General features: G+C 69.9%; 19 protein-coding genes. 9 read left to right on the top strand and 10 right to left on the bottom strand.

Translation table 11 applies throughout. The features are described from left to right. Window positions 1–465: 465 nt before the first annotated feature. Entirely contained in the window at window positions 466–675 is a 210-nt protein-coding gene (locus H9658_RS14275; protein ID WP_179570893.1) for a hypothetical protein, read from the bottom strand. A 52-nt stretch (window positions 676–727) separates the two neighbouring features. Between H9658_RS14275 and H9658_RS14270 the strand changes: the two genes are divergently transcribed. The 4 genes from H9658_RS14270 to H9658_RS14255 all read left to right on the top strand — a co-directional run bounded on the left by H9658_RS14270 (window position 728) and on the right by H9658_RS14255 (window position 7,933). After that, a complete protein-coding gene (locus tag H9658_RS14270; RefSeq protein WP_179570936.1) occupies window positions 728–1,585 on the top strand; it encodes a PA4780 family RIO1-like protein kinase in 858 nt (285 codons plus the stop codon). 649 nt (window positions 1,586–2,234) lie between these two features. Continuing rightward, window positions 2,235–3,356, top strand: a complete 1,122-nt coding sequence (locus H9658_RS14265; RefSeq protein WP_225210003.1) for an efflux RND transporter periplasmic adaptor subunit — start codon at window positions 2,235–2,237, stop codon at window positions 3,354–3,356. Between the two features lie 9 nt (window positions 3,357–3,365). Further along, entirely contained in the window at window positions 3,366–6,494 is a 3,129-nt protein-coding gene (locus H9658_RS14260) for an efflux RND transporter permease subunit (RefSeq protein ID WP_191825827.1), read from the top strand. After that, window positions 6,491–7,933, top strand: a complete 1,443-nt coding sequence (locus H9658_RS14255; RefSeq protein WP_191825826.1) for an efflux transporter outer membrane subunit — start codon at window positions 6,491–6,493, stop codon at window positions 7,931–7,933. The genes H9658_RS14260 and H9658_RS14255 overlap by 4 nt, the downstream gene beginning before the upstream one ends. Window positions 7,934–8,086: 153 nt before the next feature. On the opposite strand, the gene H9658_RS14250 is transcribed toward H9658_RS14255, so the two are convergent. Beyond that, window positions 8,087–9,499 carry a putative bifunctional diguanylate cyclase/phosphodiesterase gene (locus H9658_RS14250; protein WP_225209976.1) on the bottom strand — a complete coding sequence of 471 codons (1,413 nt, stop codon included), beginning with the start codon at window positions 9,497–9,499 and terminating at the stop codon, window positions 8,087–8,089. 202 nt (window positions 9,500–9,701) lie between these two features. Here H9658_RS14250 and H9658_RS23320 point away from each other — a divergent pair, with 202 nt between their 5' ends. Both H9658_RS23320 and H9658_RS14240 read left to right on the top strand, forming a co-directional pair. Beyond that, a complete protein-coding gene (locus tag H9658_RS23320; protein WP_406848132.1) occupies window positions 9,702–10,085 on the top strand; it encodes a hypothetical protein in 384 nt (127 codons plus the stop codon). 153 nt (window positions 10,086–10,238) lie between these two features. Continuing rightward, window positions 10,239–10,631: a hypothetical protein gene (locus tag H9658_RS14240; protein WP_191825825.1), complete on the top strand. Its 393-nt coding sequence runs from the start codon at window positions 10,239–10,241 to the stop codon at window positions 10,629–10,631. Window positions 10,632–10,757: 126 nt separating this feature from the next. Here H9658_RS14240 and mnmG read toward each other — a convergent pair whose 3' ends face one another. Together mnmG and H9658_RS14230 are read right to left on the bottom strand one after the other, a co-directional pair. Further along, the gene (mnmG, locus tag H9658_RS14235) at window positions 10,758–12,647 is read right to left on the bottom strand and encodes a tRNA uridine-5-carboxymethylaminomethyl(34) synthesis enzyme MnmG (protein WP_191825824.1); all 1,890 of its coding nucleotides are present in this window, start codon (window positions 12,645–12,647) and stop codon (window positions 10,758–10,760) included. A gap of 500 nt (window positions 12,648–13,147) precedes the next feature. Continuing rightward, a complete protein-coding gene (locus H9658_RS14230; RefSeq protein WP_179570929.1) occupies window positions 13,148–13,702 on the bottom strand; it encodes a hypothetical protein in 555 nt (184 codons plus the stop codon). A gap of 165 nt (window positions 13,703–13,867) precedes the next feature. On the opposite strand from H9658_RS14230, the gene H9658_RS14225 reads away from it, so the two are divergent. The 3 genes from H9658_RS14225 to H9658_RS14215 are packed head-to-tail and all read left to right on the top strand — an operon-like array spanning window position 13,868 to window position 15,909. Next, window positions 13,868–14,827 (top strand): pyridoxal-phosphate dependent enzyme, encoded by a 960-nt coding sequence (locus H9658_RS14225; protein WP_191825823.1) that lies wholly within the window; start codon window positions 13,868–13,870, stop codon window positions 14,825–14,827. Next, complete coding sequence (locus H9658_RS14220) at window positions 14,812–15,429, top strand: YdcF family protein (RefSeq protein ID WP_179570927.1); 618 nt, start codon at window positions 14,812–14,814, stop codon at window positions 15,427–15,429. The genes H9658_RS14225 and H9658_RS14220 overlap by 16 nt, the downstream gene beginning before the upstream one ends. A 51-nt stretch (window positions 15,430–15,480) precedes the next feature. Beyond that, the gene (locus H9658_RS14215; RefSeq protein ID WP_179570926.1) at window positions 15,481–15,909 is read left to right on the top strand and encodes a ketosteroid isomerase-related protein; all 429 of its coding nucleotides are present in this window, start codon (window positions 15,481–15,483) and stop codon (window positions 15,907–15,909) included. A gap of 198 nt (window positions 15,910–16,107) precedes the next feature. On the opposite strand, the gene bioC is transcribed toward H9658_RS14215, so the two are convergent. The 6 genes from bioC to bioF all read right to left on the bottom strand — a co-directional run bounded on the left by bioC (window position 16,108) and on the right by bioF (window position 21,807). After that, complete coding sequence (bioC, locus tag H9658_RS14210; RefSeq protein ID WP_179570925.1) at window positions 16,108–16,998, bottom strand: malonyl-ACP O-methyltransferase BioC; 891 nt, start codon at window positions 16,996–16,998, stop codon at window positions 16,108–16,110. Window positions 16,999–17,391: 393 nt separating this feature from the next. Continuing rightward, entirely contained in the window at window positions 17,392–18,174 is a 783-nt protein-coding gene (locus tag H9658_RS14205) for an SDR family oxidoreductase (protein WP_191825822.1), read from the bottom strand. Between the two features lie 333 nt (window positions 18,175–18,507). Further along, window positions 18,508–18,993: a hypothetical protein gene (locus H9658_RS14200; protein ID WP_191825821.1), complete on the bottom strand. Its 486-nt coding sequence runs from the start codon at window positions 18,991–18,993 to the stop codon at window positions 18,508–18,510. Window positions 18,994–19,414: 421 nt separating this feature from the next. After that, on the bottom strand, window positions 19,415–20,176 hold the full coding sequence (gene bioH, locus H9658_RS14195) for a pimeloyl-ACP methyl ester esterase BioH (protein ID WP_191825820.1): 762 nt from the start codon (window positions 20,174–20,176) through the stop codon (window positions 19,415–19,417). A gap of 47 nt (window positions 20,177–20,223) precedes the next feature. Then, window positions 20,224–20,577: a DUF7079 family protein gene (locus H9658_RS14190; RefSeq protein ID WP_179570922.1), complete on the bottom strand. Its 354-nt coding sequence runs from the start codon at window positions 20,575–20,577 to the stop codon at window positions 20,224–20,226. A gap of 24 nt (window positions 20,578–20,601) precedes the next feature. Continuing rightward, window positions 20,602–21,807, bottom strand: a complete 1,206-nt coding sequence (gene bioF, locus H9658_RS14185; protein WP_406848131.1) for an 8-amino-7-oxononanoate synthase — start codon at window positions 21,805–21,807, stop codon at window positions 20,602–20,604. Between the last annotated feature and the right edge of the window lie 5 nt (window positions 21,808–21,812).

Genomic DNA, 21,812 nt, shown 5'->3' with positions numbered 1-21,812 from the left:
GCCGCTGCGCCGGGAAACGCGACGGCGACACCAGCGCGCCGCCGTCCTGGCGGGCGGCACCGACGACGGCGCATTCCGAGAGGTCTGGTCGATTATCGCACCGATGTGCGAATTTGGCATCGGTCGCGGCGAGGCGCCGATCGGCGTGCGGCAGATCGACCGACGGCTGGGGCGAGTGCGAGGGCGGCGAGGCGCAGATCGCGGTGGAACGCAGCGGCGTGGACGGCGGGTGGACCCATGCGGGCGGCAACGCATGTGCGGACCGCGGCGTCTGCGCGGTGGCCGGGCCGATGCAGGGATGGGTCGATCGCAGTGCGCGAGGGCGCGGCACGGTCGTTCACGCGCCACCGGGATCCGCATCGGGCCGCCGCGTCCGGATCTGTGAAGAGCCGGCCCTGCTGCGGCGTGCCGCGTCTGCGGCCACGTTCCGGCGAGCCCGTCGCGCGAGCTCGCCGGAGGCGCTTGCTACTTCTTCTTTTCTTTCTTGGCCGCGCGCTTTTCCTTCAGCGTCTTGGTCGGCTGCTTCTTGTCGCTCTTCTTCTGATCCATGCCCTTGCTCATGACACCCTCTGGACGATTGCACTGTGGATTGCCGACTGCGGCCGCCGTGGCGGCGATCGCGGGTGCCACTTTACTCCGCTGGCGGCCGGCCATGCCGCAGTTGTCGACCGGCATGCACGCAAGGTTGGGCCATAATCGTGTTTTCCCCCAAGGTGCCCCGCGTCCGATGAAAACCCCCCAGGGCCTGCAGCCGCTGATCGAGGATGGCGTCATCGACAGCGTGCTGCGCCCGCTCAAGAGTGGCAAGGAGGCCGCCGTGTACGTGGTCCAGGCCGGCGCCGAGGTGCTGTGCGCCAAGGTCTACAAGGACATGGCGCAGCGCAGCTTCCAGGCGCGCGTGCAGTACCAGGAGGGCCGCAAGGTGCGCGGCAGCCGCCAGGCGCGGGCGATGGGCAAGGCGACCAAGTTCGGCCGCCGCGAGCAGGAAGCCGCGTGGAAGGACACCGAGGCCAACACCCTGTACCAGCTGGTGGACGCCGGCGTGCACGTGCCGCAGCCGCGCGGCTACTTCCACGGCGTGCTGCTGATGGACCTGGTCACCGATGCCGACGGGCAGAGCGCGCCGCGGCTGGGCGAGGTGGAGCTGGAGCCGGAGCAGGCGCGCGCGTTCCACATGCAATTGATCGGCGACGTGGTGAAGATGCTGTGCCTGGGCCTGGTGCACGGGGACCTGTCCGAGTACAACGTGCTGGTCGCCGCCGAGGGCCCGGTGGTGATCGACTTCCCGCAGGTGGTCAGCGCCGCCGGCAACAACGCCGCACGCGACATGCTGCTGCGCGACGTGCACAACCTGCGCGATTGTCTCGGCCGCTTCGCCCCGGAGCTCAACGAAACCCATTACGGCGAAGAGATGTGGGCGCTGTACGAGAAGGGCGAACTGCGCCCGGACAGCGCGCTCAGCGGCCGCTTCGTCTTCGACACCCGCCGCGCCGACGTGCGCGCGGTGCGCGACTCGATCGAGGATGCGCGGCAGGAAGCGATCATCCGTCAGCAGGGCCGCGAGGCCGCGGCGGACGAGGACTGAGTCGCGCGGCAGCGCGTCCTGCACGACGCGCTGCCGAAAAACATTCCTCGCTGCTGCGCCGATCGCCGCAGCGCGCCGCCGATCGCATCGGCGGCTCCTTCACTGTCGCGTCCCTGTCATTTCCGCATCGCCACGTGTGTTCGCCAGGGCGTGTCATCGATTCTCCGGCAGGCTGCGTTGGCGCTGACAGATACAAGCCGCACGCCTGCTCTTGCGCGCGCTGGCGTGTCGCCCCAGCTCACTTCTTCCATCTCTCCTTTCCATGCACGCGCAAGGTGGTGCGTGTTGCTCGGGATCGAGGGTGCGTCTTGGTATCGGCAGCGAATGGCGCTGCCATCGGCGAGCGCAACAGCGCGCCCGGCAACGGGTTGAAAACGTGCCGCAAACACGACGCGGCGACTGGAATATCCGTATCCCGATGCGATACCAACGTATCGCCCGCAATACGAATCTTTCGTCAATCTTTCTGCGCGCACGCGCAAGTTGTAGTGGCAGCTGACTGCGGTTTTCGTGCGGATATATCGCGGGAATACATTTCGTGTAGCGTTGCGCGCTTCGATCTTCCCACCCCCACGATTTGACCCCCATGCTCGACGCTTTCGCCGCGCCTCGTTGTTTCATTCTCTGTGGTTCCGTCGTCGCGCTCGCGATGGCGGCGGGGTGTTCGTCCGCGCCGCAACCGCCGCCGCCGATCAAGGTCGGCACGCTCGCGCTGACCCCGCACAGCTTGCCGGTGGAGCAGTCGCTGCCCGGGCGCACCGTGGCCTACGAAGTCTCCGACGTGCGACCGCAGGTCAACGGTCTGCTGCGGCAACGGCTGTTCACCGAAGGCCAGGAAGTCCAGGCCGGGCAGGTGCTGTACCAGATCGATCCTGCGCCGTACCAGGCCGCCCACGACACGGCGCGCGGGCAGCTCGCGCAGGCCCAGGCCGCCGTGGTCGCGGCGCGTCCCAAGGCCGCGCGCTACCGCACCCTGGTCGAACAGGACGCGGCCAGCAAACAGGACGCCGACGACGCGCAGGCCGCCTTGCAGGAAGCCGAAGCCAACGTGGTGGCGGCGCAGGCGTCGTTGCAGGCGGCGCGCATCAATCTCGACTACACCCGGGTGACGGCGCCGATCTCCGGCACCATCGGCAGCTCGGCCTATACCGCCGGCGCGCTGGTGACCGCGCAGCAGGATGCGGCGCTGGCCAAGATCCAGCGGCTGGACCCGATCTACCTGGACGTGAGCCAGTCCAGCACGCAGATGCTGGCCTTGCGCGAGCGCCTCGATGCCGGCCAGATCAAGGCGGCCGACGGCAAGATCTCGGTGCGGGTACGCCTGGAGGACGGCAGCTTCTATCCGCATCCGGGCACGCTGGAGTTCGTCGGCACCTCGGTCGATCCCGGCACCGGCGGGGTCACCCTGCGCGTGGTCGTGCCCAATCCGCAGCATCTGCTGCTGCCCGGCATGTACCTGCGCGCGCTGCTGCCGTTGGCCAGCGACCCGAACGCGATCCTGGTGCCGCAGCAGGCGGTGACCCGCGATGCCAAGGGCGATCCGCTGGTGAAGCTGCTTGGCGCGCACAACCGGGTCGAGGAGCGCCGCATCCGCACCGGCGACGCGGTCGGCCACGACTGGGTGGTGCAGGCCGGACTCAAGCCGGGCGAACGGCTGATCGTGGTCAACGGCAGCCGCGCCGAGATCGGCAAACCGGTCGTGCCGTATGCGGTCAGCGCCGCGCAGCTCGAGGCCGCGCCCGCGGTGCCGGGCGACGCCCAGGCCGACTGAGGAGCTGCCATGTCGCGTTTCTTCGTCAACCACCCGGTGGTGGCCTGGGTCATGGCCATCGTCGTCGTCCTGGTCGGCATGCTGGCCATCCATGCGCTGCCGATCGAGCGCTATCCGCAGATGGCGCCGCCGACCATCACCGTGCGCGCCACCTACACCGGCGCCTCGGCGCAGACCGTGGAGAACACGGTCACCCAGCTGATCGAGCAGTCGCAGCAGAGCCTGGACCATCTGTTGTACATGACCTCGACCAGCGCCTCGGACGGGACCGCGCAGGTCAACCTGGTGTTCGAGACCGGCACCAATGCCGACACCGCGCAGGTGCAGGTGCAGAACCAGCTGCAGTCGGTGATGTCGGTGCTGCCGCAGGACGTGCAGCAGAACGGCATCGTCATCACCAAGTCCAGCGGCTCGCTGTTCGAGGTGGTGGCGTTCACCTCCGACGACGGCAGCATGGACAACTTCGATGTCGCCAACTACATGGAATCGAACATCGACGACCAGATCAGCCGCGTCAGCGGCGTGGGCAACATCCAGCCGATGGGCTCGGAGTACGCCATGCGCATCTGGCTGGATCCGGAGAAGCTGCGCAAGTACGCGCTGATGCCCTCGGACGTGGAGAACGCGCTGCAGGCGCAGAACACCGACGTGTCGGCCGGCGAGATCGGCGGCCAGCCGGCGCCGCGCGGGCAGCGCCTGGATGCGACCGTGACCACGCGCAGCCGCCTGCACACGCCGGCGCAGTTCGGCGCGATCGTGCTCAAGAGCGGTCCCGGCGGCGCGGCGGTGCATCTGTCCGACGTGGCCAGGATCGGCCTGGGTCCGGAAACCTACGACAGCATCACCCGCTTCAACGGCAAGCCGTCGGCCTCGCTCGGCATCGAATTGAACGCCGACGCCAACGCCGTTGAAACGTCCAGGGCGATCGACGCGCGCCTGCAGGAGCTCAAGCAGTACTGGCCGCACGGCTACACCTACCACATCGCCTTCAGCACCACGCCGTTCGTGACCACCTCGATCAAGGAAGTGGTCATCACCCTGATCGAGGCGGTGCTGCTGGTGGTGGCGGTGATGTACCTGTTCCTGCAGAACTGGCGCGCCACGCTGGTCCCGACCATCGCGGTGCCGGTGGTGCTGATGGGCACCTTCGGCGTGCTGGCCGCGTTCGGCTACTCGATCAACACCCTGACCATGTTCGCGATGGTGCTGGCGATCGGCCTGCTGGTGGACGACGCCATCGTGGTGGTGGAGAACGTGGAGCGGGTCATGAGCCAGGAAGGGCTGCCGCCGAAGGAGGCGACGCTGCGCTCGATGCAGCAGATCGGCGGCGCGCTGGTCGGCATCGTGCTGGTGCTGACCGCGGTGTTCGTGCCGATGGCCTTCTTCAACGGCGTCACCGGGGTCATCTACCGGCAGTTCTCGATCACCATCGCCGCCTCGATGATCCTGTCGGTGCTGGTGGCGATGACCCTGACCCCGGCGCTGTGCGTGACCATTCTCAAGCCGTTGCACCAGGGCGAGGAACCGATCGGTTCGCACGGCCGCCTCGGCCGGTTCTTCGCCTGGTTCAACACGCGCTTCCGTGCTCTGTCCGAGCGCTACCGTGCGCTGGTCGAGCGGGTGCTGGGCCGGCGCGCGCTGGGCCTGCTCGCCTACGCGCTGCTGCTGGGCGTCACCGGCGTGCTGCTGTGGCGCCTGCCCGGCGCGTTCCTGCCCGACGAGGACGAGGGCATGCTAAACGTGCTGGTCAAGCTGCCGGCCGGCTCCACCCTGGAGCAGACCCTGGCGGTGACCGACCGCCTGACCAAGGCCGCGCTGCACGAGCCGGGCGTGCGCTCGGTGCTGTCCTCGGCCGGCTTCAGCGTGACCGGCGCCGGCCAGAACGTCGGCATGGCCTTCGTCCGCCTCAAGGACTGGGACGACCGCGAGGACGACGCCGACACCATCGCCGCGCATCTCAACAAGGCCCTGGCCGACGTGCCCGACGCGGAGCTGTTCGTGACCTCGCCGCCGGCCATCAGCGGGCTCGGCGACGCCTCCGGCTTCACCTTCGAACTGATGGACTACGAAGGTGCCGGCCACGCCGCCCTGGTGAACGCGCGCGACAAGCTGCTGCGCCTGGCCGGGCAGGATCCCAGGCTGCGCGACGTGCGCTACGCCAGCCTGGAGGACGCGCCGGTCTATGCGGTCAAGATCGACGACGACAAGGCGCAGGCGCAGGGCGTGGACCCGGGCGACATCAACGCCACGCTCAACAGCGCGCTCGGCGGCGACTTCGTCAACAATTTCATCTACAAGGGCCGCATCAAGAAGGTGTTCGTGCAGGGCGACGCCGAGGCGCGCATGGCACCGCAGGATCTGCAGCGCTGGACGGTGCGCAACGCCAGCGGCGACATGGTGCCGATGTCCGCCTTCACCACCTCGCACTGGACCAGCGCGCCGGCCGCGCTGGAGCGCTACAACGGCGTGTCGGCGATGGAACTCACCGGCCAGGCGGTGGCGGGCGTCAGCTCCGGCGCGGCGATGGACGCGATGGCCGCACTGAGCAAGCAGCTGCCGCACGGCTTCGGCTATGCGTGGTCGGACATGGCCTACCAGGAGAAGCTGTCGGCCAACCAGGCGCCGGCGCTGTACGCGATCTCGCTGCTGTTCGTGTTCCTGTGCCTGGTGGCGCTGTACGAGAGCTGGACGATCCCGTTCGCGGTGATGCTGGCGGTGCCGGTGGGCGTGTTCGGCGCGGCGCTGTTGATGACCGTGCGCGGCCTGCAGAACGACGTGTACTTCCAGGTCGGCCTGCTGACCACGGTCGGCCTGGCGGCCAAGAACGGCATCCTGATCGTCGAGTTCGCGCGCGAGCTGGAGCAGCGCGGCGAAAGCCTGCTGGCGGCCACCCTGCACGCGGTGCAGATGCGCCTGCGGCCGATCCTGATGACCTCGCTGGCGTTCCTGCTCGGCGTGCTGCCGCTGGTGTTCAGTCACGGCGCCGGCTCGGCCGCGCGCCATTCGCTGGGCACCGGCGTGACCGGCGGCACGCTGGCCTCGATCACCCTGGGCCTGTTCTTCGTGCCCTTGTTCTACGTCATCGTGCGCAGCGTGTTTCCCGGCAGCAAGCATCCGCCGCTGGAGGCCACGCCATGAGCACCCGGTCGTTCCGCTTGCTGGCCGTGGCCTGCTGCGCGGCGCTGGCCGCGTGCAGCATGGCCCCGCACTACACGCGCCCGGCGCCGCCGGTGCCGCTGCAGTTCGACACCGCGGGCAGCGCCCCGCCCGCGGCCGGCGCCACGCTGGCGATGCCGGACTGGCGCGCGGTGTTCCTCGATCCGCGTCTGCGCCAGGTCATCGCCCTGGGCCTGGACAACAACCGCGACCTGCGCGTGGCCATGCTCGACATCGACAAGGCGCGCGCGCAGTACAGGATCCAGCGCGCCGCGCTGGCGCCTTCGCTGGATGCCAATGCCAGCAACAGCCGCCAGCGGACCAGCGCCAGCGCCAGCGACACCGGGCAGGCGCAGATCGGCAGCAGCGACACGCTGCAGGTCGGCATCAGCAGCTGGGAACTGGACCTGTTCGGCCGCGTGCGCAGCCTGAAGGACGAGGCCCTGGAAACCTGGCTGGCCAGTGCCGAAACGCAACGCAGCGTGCGCCTGAGCCTGATCGGCCAGATCGCCGACGACTGGCTCGCGGTCGGTGCCGACCGGCAACTGCTGGCCCTGGCGCAGCAGACCCTGGACAGCCAGGAGCAGACGCTCAGGCGCAGCCGCGCCCAGCACGACAACGGGATCGGCTCCGGGCTGGACCTGGCGCAGATCCAGAGCAGCGTGGAAGCGGCCCGCGTCGATGTGGCGCGCGATGCCACCCAGCTCGCCCAGGCCCGCGATGCCTTGCAACTGGTGGTCGGCGCGCCGGTGGACGCCGCGTTGCTGGCCGGGCCCGATGCGTTCGACGGCAGCGTGGCCCTGGCTCCGCTGCCGGCGGGACTGGATGCCACGGTGCTGCTGCAGCGTCCCGACGTGCTCGCCGCCGAGCATGCGCTGAAGGCGGCCAACGCCGACATCGGCGCCGCCCGTGCGGCGTTCTTCCCGACCGTCTCGCTGACCGCCTCCACCGGCCGCAGCAGCGACGCGCTGTCCACGCTGTTCGCGGCGGGCTCGCGGACCTGGTCGTTCGTGCCCAGCATCGCGCTGCCGATCTTCCACGCCGGCGCGCTGAAGGCTTCCTTGGACGTATCGAAGATCGGCAAGAACATCGCCGTGGCGCAATACGAGAAGGCCATCCAGAGCGCCTTCAGCGACGTCGCCGATGCGCTGGCGCAGCGCGACCACCTCGCGGCGCAGCTGAGCGCGCAACAGGCGCTGGTGGACGCGGTGCGACGCAGCCACACGCTGGCCGAGGCGCGCTACCGCGCCGGCGTGGACGACTACCTGCAGGTGCTGGACGCGCAGCGTTCGCTGTACGCCGCACAGCAGGATCTGATCGCCCTGCGCCTGCAGGACGACAGCAACCGGGTCGCGCTGTACACCGTGCTGGGCGGCGGCGCGGATGCGAGCGCGACAGCCCCTGCCGCGGCGAGCCGCTGAGCGCGGGGCCGCGCAGGTTCGAGTCAGCCCACGCGGATGCGCGATGTGGGAGCGACTTCCGTCGCGACGGGCGTTGCCGGGAAGGCCGTCGCGACTGAAGTCGCTCCCACAGACGCGTAGCGCGCTGACGGCAGCGCAGGCTTGCGCAGCTTGCTACTCGCGGAATGGACCGCGGTCGGCGTCCCCGTGGGAAACGCCCGGTGGCGAAACCAGCGTGCCCAGATGGGCCTGCGCAAACGTATCCGCGGCGACCGGGCGGCCGAACAGATAGCCCTGGTACGCCGTGCATCCCATCTCGCCCAGCCATGCATGCTGCTGCTCCGTCTCCACGCCTTCGGCGACCGTGGAGATACCCAGGATGCCCGCGATCTCGATGATCTTGCGCACCAGCTCGCGTTGGTTGCCGTCTGCGGTCATTCCACGGACGAACGACCGGTCGATCTTCAGTTCGTCCAGCGGCAGCGCCTGCAGCAGCGACAGCGAAGAGAAACCCGTGCCGAAGTCGTCCAGCGACCACGACATCCCGTCCTCGCGCAGCGCGTTCATCCTCGCGGTGACCAAGGGCAGGTCGCTCGCCAGCGCCGACTCGGTGATCTCGAAACGGAGTCTGTTCGCCGGAGCGCCGATCCGGCCCACCACGCCGCGCACGTCTTCGACGAAGCTCGCCGACACCAGTTGCAAGGGGCTGACGTTGACCGACAGCACCAGATCCGCGGTGCCGGGATGCCGCGACCAGGCTTTCAGCTGCAGGCAGGCCTGTTCCAGCACCCACATGCCGATCTGATGGATCAGCCCGGTACTTTCGGCCAGGGGGATGAACTCGGCCGGCGGCTGCAATCCATAGCCCGGTCGATTCCAGCGCAGCAGCACTTCCGCGCCGACCAGCCGTCCGCGCGCCGACACCTGCGGCTGCAGGTGGGCGCACAACTCATCGTGCGCGAGCGCGCGGACCAGCGCCGCATGCTGGTCCAGCCGCACCTTGATGTCCTCGCTGAAGATGGCCAACACCCCGGCGGTCAGGATCATCGCGGTCGCGGTGTTCAGGCCATGGCCGATCCGGCGGATCTCCTCCGGCATCAGCCTCAGCGCAACGCCGAGGCTGCCAGGGATGATGGCCAGCGCGATCAGCAACGCAAAGCACAGCGCCGGGAATGCCCAGCGCAGGTAGATCCCTTCGCTGCGGAACAGGAAAAAGGCGGCTGCACCGATCGGCAGAAGGAACAGATGCGTCGATCGCGCCGCCGCCGCGGTCGGCGTATCGGCCAGGCTGGCGAACACCGTCATGATCAGCAGCAGATGCGCGATGGCGACGAGGGAAACGCGATCGAGCCTGCGCGACATGTACAGGCAGGCCGTGCCCATCAACATGACCGAAAAGAGAACGAGCGCCAGTGCGCTCATGCCATGCGTGATGTAGTACGCCGTCCATGCCAGGCCGTGCGCCATGCAGGCGAGCCCGCCGAACCGCAGCAGGCGTTGGACCCGCGGCCACTGCGCCTGGTCGGGGAGGTTTCGCGCCACCCAGTCGTCGCCGCCAGCCCCCAAGCCGGTTTTTTTCACATGCATCCCGTTCTTCTGCGCATCGTCATGTGATCTGCGTCGGCTCGGTCGGCACCTGCACACGCCCTTCAATAGCGAAAGTCCCGCGTGGACAAGGTGACGAAGAAGCGGGCCGGTTGCAAGGCAGGAATGCGGCAGCGGCTCCACGCGATCCGGGCTGCGCGCTGCGATGCTGCGGCCTGGGAGAGGGGCGCGCCACCGCGCCGGCGTGGACGAGGACCTGCAGGTGCTGGACGCACGGCGGTCACCGTACGCCGCACAGCAGGCGCTGATCGCCCTGTGCCTGCAGGACGACAGCAACCGGGTCGCGCTGTACGCCGTGCCGGGCGGCGGCGCGGATGCGACGGCGGCGGCTCCGCCGCACCGCGCCAATGACGGCAGCACGTCCGATGATGCCAGCCAGCCCGCGCATGGGGCCTTCTGGCGCGTAGCGCGAGACCAGCGAACGCGCCCGGTCGCCTGCGCGTTGCGCACTCTGCTGCCGTTCTGCATGGGTCCGGTGGCCGTGTTCGGCGCGAACGCACGCGTCCAAGTCGCGCTACCGCGTCGAAGCATCACCAAATGTTGTGGTGGCGCAGTGCGTGTCCCATAGCGCTTGGGGTGATCGCCAAGTGCCCGATTTACAGCGGAAACTTCATGTGTTTACTCATGTGTGCAATGCAAAAATTCCATGGATAGACTCGGATCCCAGGGCAGCGAAGCCTGTGCCGTTTCGGTGCGGTGTGCCCTGGAGTCGAGGCAAGGTATGAAGACGGAAGAGAGTTCGTACGAAACGCTGGTCGATCTGGTACACGATCTGCATGCAGTCCAGGACGACGCATTGGAGTTACTGGATAAGGCAACGGCCATTAACAACGAAAGCATCCGGCGGAACAATCTGGACGCCGACGAGCATGAAGAACTGCCGCTCGGCGAAGAGACTGCCATGCTGCGGAGCAATGTGTTGAATCCGATGCCTGAGGAAATCGCTTGCGTCGAGAAGGCGATCAAGGCGCTCGAAGCCGGAGCTATCAGCGAAGAACAGGCCGCCGCGATCGCGGTGGATGCTGCTGAAACGCTCAAGACGGCGGAAGCGACGCTCGAGGAAGTCGAACAGAGCATCTCGCGCCATGAAGACGATGGCGAGGACGAGGAGTAAAAATAAAAGCTAAAGCTTCACCGCCTGCAGCAGGCGATACCCCATCAGGAGCCATTGCGCTCATCAATTTGCGGCTGCCGGCCTAGCCCGGCAGCCGCTGCACTGCATCCTGCACACCGCCGCCGCTTACGCCACCCGGCTGCGCCGCGCACGCTCCAGGTGCACCAGCAGCAGCGAGATCGCCGCCGGGGTCATGCCGGGAATGCGCTGCGCCTGGCCCACGGTCTGCGGACGCACGCGCTGCAGCTTCTGCTGCACCTCGGCCGACAGCCCGCGCACCTGCGCGTAGTCGAACGCCTCGGCGATCGGCGTGTCCTCGTGGCGCTGCTGGCGCGCGATCTCGTCGCGCTGGCGGTCCAGGTAGCCGGCGTACTTGATGCCGATCTCGACCTGCTCGGCGACCTGCGCGTCGTCCACGCCCGGGCCCAGCGACGGCACCCGCATCAGCGCGGCGTAGTCCAGTTCCGGGCGTTTGATCAGGTCGAGCACGGTGGTCTCGCGGCTGACCGCCACGCCCAGCGTCGCGGCGACCTCGCGGCCCAGCGCATTGCCGGGCGTGGCCCACAGCGCGCGCAGCCGCTCGTTCTCCCGCGCCACCGCCTCCTGCTTGGCCTGGAAGCGCGCCCAGCGCGCCTCGCCGACCAGGCCCAGGTCGTGGCCGATGCCGGTCAGGCGCGCATCGGCGTTGTCCTCGCGCAGCTGCAGCCGGTATTCGGCGCGGCTGGTGAACATGCGGTACGGCTCGGTAGTGCCGTGGGTGATCAGGTCGTCGATCAGCACGCCGATGTAGGCCTGGTCGCGGCGCGGCGTCCACGGCTCCAGCCCGCGCACTTGGCGCGCGGCGTTGAGCCCGGCGATCAGGCCCTGCGCGGCCGCCTCCTCGTAGCCGGTGGTGCCGTTGATCTGGCCGGCGAAGAACAGCCCGGGCATCGCCTTCGTCTCCAGCGAGGCCTTCAGCCCGCGCGGGTCGAAGAAGTCGTATTCGATCGCGTAGCCGGGACGGGTGATGTGCGCGCGCTCGAAGCCGCGGATCGAGCGCACCAGCTCCAGCTGCACGTCGAACGGCAGCGAGGTGGAGATGCCGTTGGGATAGATCTCGGCCACGTCCAGGCCTTCCGGCTCGACGAAGATCTGGTGGCTGGCCTTCTCGGCGAAGCGCACCACCTTGTCCTCGATCGACGGGCAGTAGCGCGGGCCGATGCCCTCGATCTGGCCGGTGTACAGCGGCGAGCGGTCCAGCGCGCCGCGGATGATGTCATGGGTGCGCTCGGTGGTATGGGTGATCCAGCACGAGACCTGGCGCGGATGCTGGGCGAGCTCGCCCATGAACGACATCACCGGCAGCGGATCGTCGCCGGGCTGCTCCTCCATCGCCGCGTAGTCCAGGCTGCGCCCGTCGATGCGCGGCGGGGTACCGGTCTTGAGCCGGTCCACGCCGAAGCGGCCGTCGCGCAACGTCTGCGCCAGCGCGGTGGCCGGCGGGTCGCCGGCGCGGCCGCCGGCGTACTGGGTCTGGCCGATGTGGATCTTGCCGGCCAGAAAGGTACCGGCGGTCAGCACCACCGCCGCCGCCTCGAAGCGCAGGCCGGTCTGGGTGACGGCGCCGCGCACGCGCTCGCCCTCCACGATCAGCGCGTCCACCGCGGCCTGGAACAGGGTCAGGTCGGGCTGCGCCTCGACCAGGCGCCGGACCGCGCCGCGATACAGGTTGCGGTCGGCCTGGCAGCGGGTGGCGCGCACCGCCGGGCCCTTGGAGGCATTGAGCGTGCGCCACTGGATGCCGGCCAGGTCGGCGGCATGCGCCATCGCCCCGCCCAGCGCATCGATCTCCTTGACCAGATGGCCCTTGCCGATGCCGCCGATGGCCGGGTTGCAGCTCATCGCGCCCACCGTCTCCACGTTGTGGGTCAGCAGCAGGGTGCGCGCGCCAGCGCGCGCGGAGGCCAGCGCCGCTTCGGTGCCGGCGTGGCCGCCGCCGATCACGATGACGTCGTAGCGGTAGAAGGAATCGCTCATCGGGTATTCGTCCGCCCGGTCGCGCGGACCGGGATGGGGGCGTGCGCGGGACGGCGCGCGCCGGAAAACAGAATTTTTGGAGTTCGCATCACAGTTTACGGATTCGGCCCTAAAGTTGGCACGTAGTCTGCAGATATCCCTACTGCACCCAACGTGGCATTGCGTCAGGGGCGTACGACTGGAATTGGAACAGGGGCCAGTCACGCGCACGTTGGGGGAGCTGGGGGCCGGTAGTCGGGGGACTGCCGGCCCTTTTTTATGCCTGCGATTCGGGTCCGATGCCAGCAACCGCAAGGCCCGAACGCGAAAAGCCCCGGCGAACCGGGGCTTTTCGTTTTAGGCGCCGACGCCCGACAGGGCCGGAACAGGGGGGATCCAGATTTCCCTGTCGGACATCGACATAGACGGTGGGGCGATCGCTTCGGGTCATAAAGCGACGCAGGCGGTCACCCCGTACGACGTAGAGTGCGTCTTGTGCCTGCGTGAAATCAAGCCTTTTCTTAGGGCTCTAGTGTGCGCTTCGTCCCATTGCTACGACCCAGATTGCCAGGCCGGGGCGCGGCCGGACGCGGCTGGGCGGCCGGCCGCGGCGCGCTGGCCGGACGTGGCTGCATCGACTGCGGACGCGGCTGCATCGCCTGGGGGCGTGGGCCGGCGTTGGCGGCATCGGGACGGCGCAGCCGGTCCAGGTCGCGCCACGGCGACTTGACCCGGCCGCCGCCACCGCCGATGACCGGCGGCGGACGGTCCGGCGGGCGGCCGTTGTCGTCGGGCCGCGGGCGCGGCGGCGGACGGTGCCGCGGCGGACCGTAGTAGTCGCGGTAGTAGTAAGGGCCGCCGTAGCCGTAGTAGCCATAGCCGTAATAGCCGGCGCCATAGCCATAGGGCACGGCACCGTAAGGCGCGTAGTAGCCATCGGAGTAGCCGTCTGGATAGCGGTATTCGACCGAGGGGGCGCCGCGGTAATAGCCGCCACCGCTGTCGGCGTAGTCGTAGGTGGCGCAGCCGCTCAGCGTGGCCAGCAATCCAGCGGCCAAGATCAGGCGCATGTTCATGGCGAATCCTCTCCCTGAGGCTGACCGACAGGTTCGGCGTGTTGCATTGAATGCCCCCTTAACCCGCTTCGTCGTTGATTGAACGCTTAAGTCGCGTGCAACGGCTGTGTTGCCTTGGCAGCCCGCGACACCGCGAACTTGGGACGATACGCTAACCTTTCACGCATGTTCTCATCTTCACTGCCCGTTTTCGCGGATGTGACCGCCGCCGCCGCGCGGATCGCGCCGCATGCCCAGGTGACGCCGGTCCTGCGCTCGCGGGCGCTGGACGCGTCGACCGGCGCGACGCTGTTCTTCAAGGCCGAGCACCTGCAGCGCAGCGGCGCGTTCAAGTTCCGCGGTGCCTGCAATGCGGTGTGGGCGCTGAGCGAGGCCCAGGCCGCGCGCGGCGTGGTCACCCATTCCTCGGGCAACCACGGTGCGGCCCTGGCGCAGGCCGCGCGTAGCCGCGGCATCGGCTGCCACGTGGTGGTGCCGGAGGGCGCGGTGGCGGCCAAGCTGGCCAACATCGCCCGCGACGGCGCCACCCTGTGGCGCTGCGAAGCCGGCATCGCAGCGCGCGAGGCGATGTGCGCGCAGGTGCAGCAGCAGACCGGCGCGACCCTGGTGCATCCGTACACCGATCCGGCGGTGATCGCCGGCCAGGGCACCGCGACCCTGGAATTGCTCGGCGCCAGCGGCCCGCTCGACCTGCTGGTGGTGCCGGTCGGCGGCGGCGGCCTGGCCGCCGGCAGCCGCCTGGCGCTGTCGGCGCTGGCGCCGCAGGCACGCCTGCTGCTGGCCGAGCCGGCCGGCGCCGCCGACACCGCGGGCTCGCTGGCGGCCGGCGCGCTGCGCGTGGACTTCGTTCCGGACACGGTCTGCGACGGCCTGCGCGGCACCCTCGGCGCGCCCAACTTCGCGCTGCTGCATGGCCAGGCGGAGACGATCGTGGTCGAGGACGCCGCCACCGTGGCGGCGATGCGGCTGCTGTGGCAGGTGCTCAAGCAGGTGGTGGAACCCTCGTCGGCGATCGCGCTGGCGGCGGTGCTGGCGCAGCCGGAGCGCTTCGCCGGGCGCCGGGTCGGGCTGATCCTGTCCGGCGGCAACGTCGATCTCGACGCCCTGCCGTGGGGCGCGGCTTGAAGCCGCGGCGGCGGCGCGGCTGGCTGGGCTGGCTCGGTCGGCTGGCCGCGGTGCTGGGCCTGTGGCTGCTGGGCGTGGCGATCTACATCGTCTGGGTCGGCGACCGCGACCAGGCGGCGCCGGCCGACGCGATCATCGTGCTCGGCGCGGCCGCCTACGACGCCAAGCCCTCGCCGGTGTTCGAGGAACGCATCCGCCACGGCCTGGACCTGTACCAGCGCGGCTATGCGCCGACCCTGATCTTCACCGGCGGCTTCGGCGGCAACGGCGCGCGTTTCGCCGAATCGCAGGTGGCGCGCCGCTACGCGCTGCGCCACGACGTGCCGGCTGACGCGATCCTGATCGAGACCGTCTCGCGTACCACCCGCCAGAACCTGCTCGAGGCGCGTGGGCTGATGCGCAGCCACGGCCTGCACCGGGCGATCGTCGTCAGCGATCCGCTGCACATGGCGCGGGCGCTGCGGCTGTGCCGCGAGCTGCAGATCGACGCGCTGGCGTCCTCGACCCCGAGCACCCGCTTCCGCAGCTTCCAGACCCGCTGGCGCTTCCTGCTGCAGGAGGTCTACTTCTTTCACCGCGACCTGCTGGTGCCGGGCGCCTGAGCGGGCCCGGCCGCCGTATCATGGGCGCCCGCATGGCATGAGGTGGTGGCGATGAAGATCGACGGAACCCGCGAGCAGGACCGCGCCATCGAACTGGTGCTGTCCTATTACGACGCGTTCAACCGCGGCGACTGGGCGGCGATGCTCGACAAGCTGACCGACGACGTGGCGCACGACCTCAACCAGGGCGCGCGCGAGACCGGCAAGGACACCTTCGCCGCGTTCCTGCAGCGGATGAACGCCAGCTACCGCGAACAGCTGCGCGACATCGTGGTGCTGGGCGGGCAGGACGGCCGCCGCGCCGCCGCCGAGTACGTGGTGCACGGCGAATACCATCACACCGACGAAGGCCTGCCGCCGGCGCGCGGGCAGACCTACGTGCTGCCGGGCGGGGCGTTCTTCGACATCCGCGACGGCAAGATCGCCCGGGTCAGCAACTACTACAACCTGCAGGACTGGATCGACCAGGTGTCGGCCTGAGTAGTCGCACGCAGGAGCGCGTATACGGCCGGCCGGGCTGTCGTGTAGGAGCGGCTTCAGCCGCGACAGGCATTAACGGTAACGCCTGTCGCGGCTGAAGCCGCTCCTACAGGTAGTGCATCCGGTTCTGGGCTCTTACGATTCCCGATTCCCGATTCCCGATTCCCGATTCCCGATTCCCGGAGCGAAGCGCGTGCCTCAATCGCCGCGGCGACGGATCGGGATCGCCGACACCGGCACCGCGGCGATCTCGCTGCCGCCCTCTCGGATCGGCGCGCCCGGCGGCGGCGCCCAGGCGTGCGCATAGATCACTTCCCAGCTGCTCGGCAGCGTGCCGTCGGCGTTGCGCAGCGGCTCGTAGGCGGCGCTGGCGGCGGCGAAACGGCCGCGTCCGGTCAGGGTGTGGCGGCGCGCGTGCAGCGCGTTGGTCGCGCCGATCGCGCGCAGTTCGCGCATCAGCGCGGCCAGGTCGGGATAGGTGAGGGTGAACAGGTCGCGGTCCAGCACCGGGTCGCGGAAGCCGGACAGCATCAGCGCATCGCCGAACTGCGCGATCGGCGCGAAGCGGCTCACGTGCGGCGCCTCGCGGTCGGCGTGCGCGAATGCCTCGCGCAGTTCCACCAGCGTGTCCGGGCCGAAGCTGGAGCACAGCAGCAGGCCGCCGGGCTTGAGCACGCGGCGGAAACCGGCGAACACCGCCGGCAGGTCCTCGACCCACTGCAGGCACAGGTTGCTGAAGATCACATCCACGCTGTGCTCGGCCAGCGGCAGCGCGCGCGCGTCGGCGCAGACGCGGCCGAACGGCTTCCACCAGCCGGCCTGGCGCTTGGCCTGCTGCAGCATCGGCAGCGCCTGGTCGAGCGCGATCACCTGCGCGCGCGGCCAGCGCTTCTTCATCGTCGCCGCGGCGTGTGCGGGGCCGCTGCCCACGTCCAGCACCACCTGCGGCACGCGGTCGCCGAGATAGTCCAGCGATTCCAGCAGGCGCTTCTCGACCTCGTGCTGCAGGGCGGCGGCGGCATCGTAGCTGGCGGCCGCGCGCGAGAACGCGCGGCGGATGTGGTTGGCATCGAACGAAGAAGGATCCATCGGCGCATTATCGCCGGCCGCGGCGCGCAGCGGCCAGCGAAAAGCCGGGAATGGGGAATCGGGAGTGGGGAATCGAAGCGGCTGCGGCGGCGAGACGGTTGCCTGGCTTGCCCATTCCCGTCTCTCCATTCCTCAATTCCCATCGCCATCGCGCATCAGTCCGAGCGCATCAGCGGACATCGCGCGGACCGCACGCAGCCATTCACTCCGTCTCGAACCCTGTCCCTTTCCAGGATGGGCCGCGCACCGGGCAACAGGATCTGCCCACTGACGCAATGGCCTGTGCATTGCACGCAGGCGCGCAGGCCGCACCGAACTCATCCGCACTACAAACGTCAAACATCGGAAGCGACCGCGCGCAGTCCCCCATCCCCAATCCCGACTCCCGGCTTTTCAGAACGTCCCCGGATAGGCCCCGCCATCGAGCAACAGGTTCTGCCCGCTGAGGTAGCCGGCCTGCGCGCTGCACAGGAACGCGCAGGCCGCGCCGAATTCCTCCGCCGTGCCGAAACGCCCCGCCGGGATCTGCCCGCGCTTCTGCGCCGCCACTGTCTCCACGTCGGTGCCGCTGCGCTGCGCGGCATGGGCGAAGTTGCCGCGCAGCCGGTCGGTGTCGAACTGGCCGGGCAGCAGGTTGTTGATGGTGACGTTGTGCGCGACGGTGCGCCGCGCCAGCCCGGCGACGAAGCCGGTCAGGCCGGCGCGCGCGCCGTTGGACAGGCCCAGGCTGTCGATCGGCGCCTTCACCGCCGCCGAGGTGATGTTGACGATGCGGCCGAAGCCGCGCGCCTGCATCGCATCGACGGTGGCGCGGATCAGCGCGATCGGCGCCAGCATGTTGGCGTCCAGCGCGCGCAGCCAGTCTTCGCGCTCCCAGTCGCGGAAGTCGCCCGGCGGCGGGCCGCCGGCGTTGTTGACCAGGATGTCGACCCGCGGGCATGCCGCCAGTGCGGCGGCGCGTCCGGCCTCGGTGGCGATGTCGGCGGCCACCGCGATCACCGCGCCGGCGCCGGGCAGCGAGCGCAGGCCGTCCGCCGCCGCATCCAGCGCGGCCTGGCCGCGCGCCACGATCACCACGTTGACGCCTTCGCCGGCCAGCGCCCGCGCGCACCCCAGGCCCAGGCCCTTGCTCGCGGCGCAGACCAGCGCCCATCTGCCGGCGATGCCCAGATCCATGCGTTCGCTCCGCTCGTCGAAACCGCGATGATCGTCCATCGCCGTCGCGGCGGCCAGCCACGCGCCGCCTCGACGGTTGTTGGCGTGCGTTGTGCGGGCGCCCAGCGGAACGATCCACGAGCGTGATGCCGCGAGCCGTTTTGCGAACGCCAGTATTCGCACGCAGATGCGGCAACGCGAGGCGGGGGCTCCGGTCGGGTGCTGGAGGCTGCCGATCCGGTGGAGCGGCTCTTGGCGGACTCGGGCAATCGAACGCCGAGGATCATCGGCCTGGTGAGGACCTTGCCCTGGCCCCGCATCGGGTGGCGACACTGAGGGCCCGGTCGCGGTCGTTCATTCCGGACGGCTCTCCGTGATCCGCTGCGCCAGAGCGGCGTAGTAGGCGGCAGACGCCTGGTTCCCCTCTTGGCGCAAGCGCGCGGCGGTTTCGAGCGCAGCCGCTCGCGCTTGCGCGAACACGCGGTCGTCCTCGTTTGGCCGGAGGCCGTCGCTGCTCACGACACGCAAGGCCGCATCGAAGCGAACGGCTACCATCAATCCCCCCTCGTGCAGCATGAGCAGGCCCTCGGCCGGGCGGCCCTCCTGCATCCGTCCCGCGAAGAAGGCATACGGCTCGGCGGTCCCGGCCCTGACTATGCCGAGGCCGTCGGCGGCTCCATGTCGGCAACCGCCGAGCCATCGGGCAGGGGTGGCGTCCAGGTCCGCAGGCGCCTCGAACCGGCAAGGCGCTGCCGGAGGCGACGACATGGCGGGCATGCTGGCGCTTGCCGCGAGCAGGAGCCCGAACATCCTGATGATTCTGCCGAGCATCGATACCATCGTGTCGCTCTCCTGTTGCCGGAAATCTCAGACCGCGTTCCGCCTCGTTGTCCTGTGTCGGCATCGCGTTGCCGCCTTTGATCATGACATGCGCGGTGTTCCAAACCACCTGCGGATCTGCATGCGCTCGGGCGCGCGGTCGCAGTGGGTAGTGCACGCAACGGCGGGTGTCTTGATGCACTGGAGTGCGGACGCTTCGCTGGCGCAGCGCCTGGCGACGCTGAATCCGCGTTCGGCTGCGCATCGGCGGCGCCTTGGGGAGGTTTGCCGTGCAGATCCAGCGTCTCTGCGCGCCGGGGTCGGGGAGCCGCGGCTACGCGGGGTCCCGATGGCTGCGCTTCGGATGGCGCAGTCATCATGCGAGGGTGTGCCAGGTGGCTGCCGCATCGTTCGCCAGCGGCCAGTGCCGGGGGCGTAGTCCTTACGGCAAGGTGGCAAGGAACTCGCTCAGCGCCATGGCGACGTCGTCGGCATGGCCGAGGAACGGAGCGTGGCCGCCGCCGGCGATGTGCAACGTCCGCGCATGCTGCGTCAGCGCTGCGGCGTCGTCCATGCCGGCGGGCGAAACCAGCCGGTCGCGCTGGCCGCTGATCCACAGGCTGGGCACGCGCAGGCCCGGCAATGCACGGCGCAGGTCGCTGCGCTCGAGCAGCGCCAGCCCATCCTGCAGCGCCTGCGCATCGGGTTCGCCGCGCGCGCTCAGGGTCTCGCGCAGCGTGCGCAATTCGGTGCGCGCATGCGCCGAACCCAGCGTGTCCAGCGCCAGGAAGCGGTCCAGCGTGCCGCGGTAATCCTCGGCCAGGTCGCGGCCGAACTGCGCGAACACCTGCGGTTCCACCGCATGCGGCCAGTCGCCGCCGCGCACGAACCGCGGCGTCGCCGCGAGCATCGCCAGGCCGCGCACCTGCGGCTGGGTCGCCGCGGCATGCAGCGCGAACAGCCCGCCCAGCGACCAGCCCAGCCACGCCGCCGGCGGCGTGGCCGCGGCGATCGCGCTGACCACGTGCGGCAGCGCCAGCGGCGTGTCGTCGCCGCGGCTGTGGCCATGTCCGGGCAGGTCCACCAGGTGCATGCGGAACTGCGCCGACAGGCGCTCGACCAAGGGCGCGAAGATGCCGCCGTGCAGCGCCCAGCCGTGGATCAGGACCAGATCGGGGCCGTGCCCCAGGGTTTCGATGTGCATCGTCGATCGTGTGCCGAATGGGAAAAGAGAATCGGGGAACGCCGCGCTCAGCGTCGCGCGCGCAACGCCAGCAGCCGCGGCAACAGCAAGCGCCATTGTTCGCGCGGGTAGGCGCGGGTGCGCCAGGCCGGCCAGCGCTGCACGCCTTCGCCGCGCTGGATCGCCACGCTCAGCCAGGCGGCGTCGAAGCCTTGCCAGACCCCGGCCACGCTCAACAGGTTCGGCGCCAGGCGTGGATGCACGTCGTGCAGCAGCATGCGCCGCAGCGTCTGCGGCGTGTACGGCGAGGCCGCGAGCACGGCGGCGATGTGCGCATGCCGCGTGGCGACATCGTCGTCCAGGTACAGCTCGGACAGCGCGGCCCAGACCTCGCGGCGCGCCGAGAGGTCGCCGTCGCTCACCGCGGGCCGCTCACATCGGCCCGCTCATGCCGGCAGGCCGACCGGGTGCACGGCCAGGCGGTCGCGCGCCAGCGCCAGCGCGTCCAGCAGCGCCTGCACCTGCGCCGGCGTGTGCAACGCCGACAGCGTGACCCGCAGCCGCGACTTGCCTTCGGGCACGGTCGGCGGGCGGATCGCGGAGACCAGGAAGCCGGCCTGTTCCAGCGCCGCCGACAGCGCCAGCGCGCTGGCCTCGTCGCCGCACAGCAGCGGCTGGATCGGCGTGTCCGAGGCCATCAGTTCCAGGCCATGCCGGCGCGCGCCGCCGCGGAACGCGGCGATGGTCTCGGCCAGGCGCTCGCGCCGCCACTGGTCGCGCCGCGCCAGTTTCACCGCGGCCAGCGAGGCGGCGGCCTGCGCCGGCGGCAGCGCGGTGGTGTACAGGTAGGGGCGCGCAGTTTCGGCCAGATGCCGGATCAGTGCCTCGTTGCCGACCACCAGCGCGCCGTAGCCGCCCAGCGCCTTGCCCAGGGTTACCAGCTGCAGCGGCACATCGTCCACGCCCAGCCCGGCCTCGGCCACGCAGCCGCGGCCATGCGGGCCGACCACGCCGACGCCGTGCGCGTCGTCCACGTACATCAGCGCCTGCTGCATGCGCGCTACCAGGGTCAGCGAGCGCAGCGGGGCGATGTCGCCATCCATGCTGAACACGCCATCGGTGGCCAGCATTGCTGCGCCGTCGGCGGCGTGCTTGAGCTGGCGCATCGCGCCTTCGGTATCCAGGTGCGGATAGCGGCGCAGGCGGCAACCGGCCAGGCGGGTGGCGTCGAGCAGGCTGGCGTGGTTGAGCCGATCCTGCACGCACACGTCTTCTTCTTCGCTCAGCAGCGCCTGCTGCACCGCCAGGTTGGCGAGGAAGCCGCTGCCGAACAGCAGCGCGCGCGGATAGCCGAGCCAGTCGGCGACCTCGCGTTCCAGGCTCTCGTGCAGCGCATGGTGGCCGCAGACCAGGTGCGAGGCTGTGGCGCCGACGCCCTCGCGCGCGGCCGCGTCCTGCAGCGCGGCGAGCACTTCGAACTGCTGCGCCAGGCCCAGGTAGTCGTTGCTGCAGAAGCCGGTCAGCCAGCGCCCGTCCAGCTCCAGGCGCACGCCGTCGCGGCGGCCCACGCTGCGGCGCACGCGGATGCGGCCCTGCGCCTCGCGCAGCTTGCGCAAGGACTGGATGCGGTCGTGCAGATCGGGACGGGCCATGGGCG

This window comes from Xanthomonas bonasiae, from assembly GCF_014836395.1.
Classification (GTDB): Bacteria; Pseudomonadota; Gammaproteobacteria; order Xanthomonadales; family Xanthomonadaceae; genus Xanthomonas_A; species Xanthomonas_A bonasiae.
The sequence above is the reverse complement of the archived record's forward strand: the minus strand, read 5'-3'. Positions and strand labels throughout refer to the sequence as shown.

Bases quoted from the DNA above. Each gene is read 5' to 3' on its own strand.
- H9658_RS14275 (WP_179570893.1), bottom strand. From the start codon at position 675: ATGCCGGTCGACAACTGCGGCATGGCCGGCCGCCAGCGGAGTAAAGTG.
- H9658_RS14270 (WP_179570936.1), top strand. From the start codon at position 728: ATGAAAACCCCCCAGGGCCTGCAGCCGCTGATCGAGGATGGCGTCATC.
- H9658_RS14265 (WP_225210003.1), top strand. From the start codon at position 2,235: ATGGCGGCGGGGTGTTCGTCCGCGCCGCAACCGCCGCCGCCGATCAAG.
- H9658_RS14260 (WP_191825827.1), top strand. From the start codon at position 3,366: ATGTCGCGTTTCTTCGTCAACCACCCGGTGGTGGCCTGGGTCATGGCC.
- H9658_RS14255 (WP_191825826.1), top strand. From the start codon at position 6,491: ATGAGCACCCGGTCGTTCCGCTTGCTGGCCGTGGCCTGCTGCGCGGCG.
- H9658_RS14250 (WP_225209976.1), bottom strand. From the start codon at position 9,499: ATGCATGTGAAAAAAACCGGCTTGGGGGCTGGCGGCGACGACTGGGTG.
- H9658_RS14240 (WP_191825825.1), top strand. From the start codon at position 10,239: ATGAAGACGGAAGAGAGTTCGTACGAAACGCTGGTCGATCTGGTACAC.
- mnmG (WP_191825824.1), bottom strand. From the start codon at position 12,647: ATGAGCGATTCCTTCTACCGCTACGACGTCATCGTGATCGGCGGCGGC.
- H9658_RS14230 (WP_179570929.1), bottom strand. From the start codon at position 13,702: ATGAACATGCGCCTGATCTTGGCCGCTGGATTGCTGGCCACGCTGAGC.
- H9658_RS14225 (WP_191825823.1), top strand. From the start codon at position 13,868: ATGTTCTCATCTTCACTGCCCGTTTTCGCGGATGTGACCGCCGCCGCC.
- H9658_RS14215 (WP_179570926.1), top strand. From the start codon at position 15,481: ATGAAGATCGACGGAACCCGCGAGCAGGACCGCGCCATCGAACTGGTG.
- bioC (WP_179570925.1), bottom strand. From the start codon at position 16,998: ATGGATCCTTCTTCGTTCGATGCCAACCACATCCGCCGCGCGTTCTCG.
- H9658_RS14205 (WP_191825822.1), bottom strand. From the start codon at position 18,174: ATGGATCTGGGCATCGCCGGCAGATGGGCGCTGGTCTGCGCCGCGAGC.
- H9658_RS14200 (WP_191825821.1), bottom strand. From the start codon at position 18,993: ATGGTATCGATGCTCGGCAGAATCATCAGGATGTTCGGGCTCCTGCTC.
- bioH (WP_191825820.1), bottom strand. From the start codon at position 20,176: ATGCACATCGAAACCCTGGGGCACGGCCCCGATCTGGTCCTGATCCAC.
- bioF (WP_406848131.1), bottom strand. From the start codon at position 21,807: ATGGCCCGTCCCGATCTGCACGACCGCATCCAGTCCTTGCGCAAGCTG.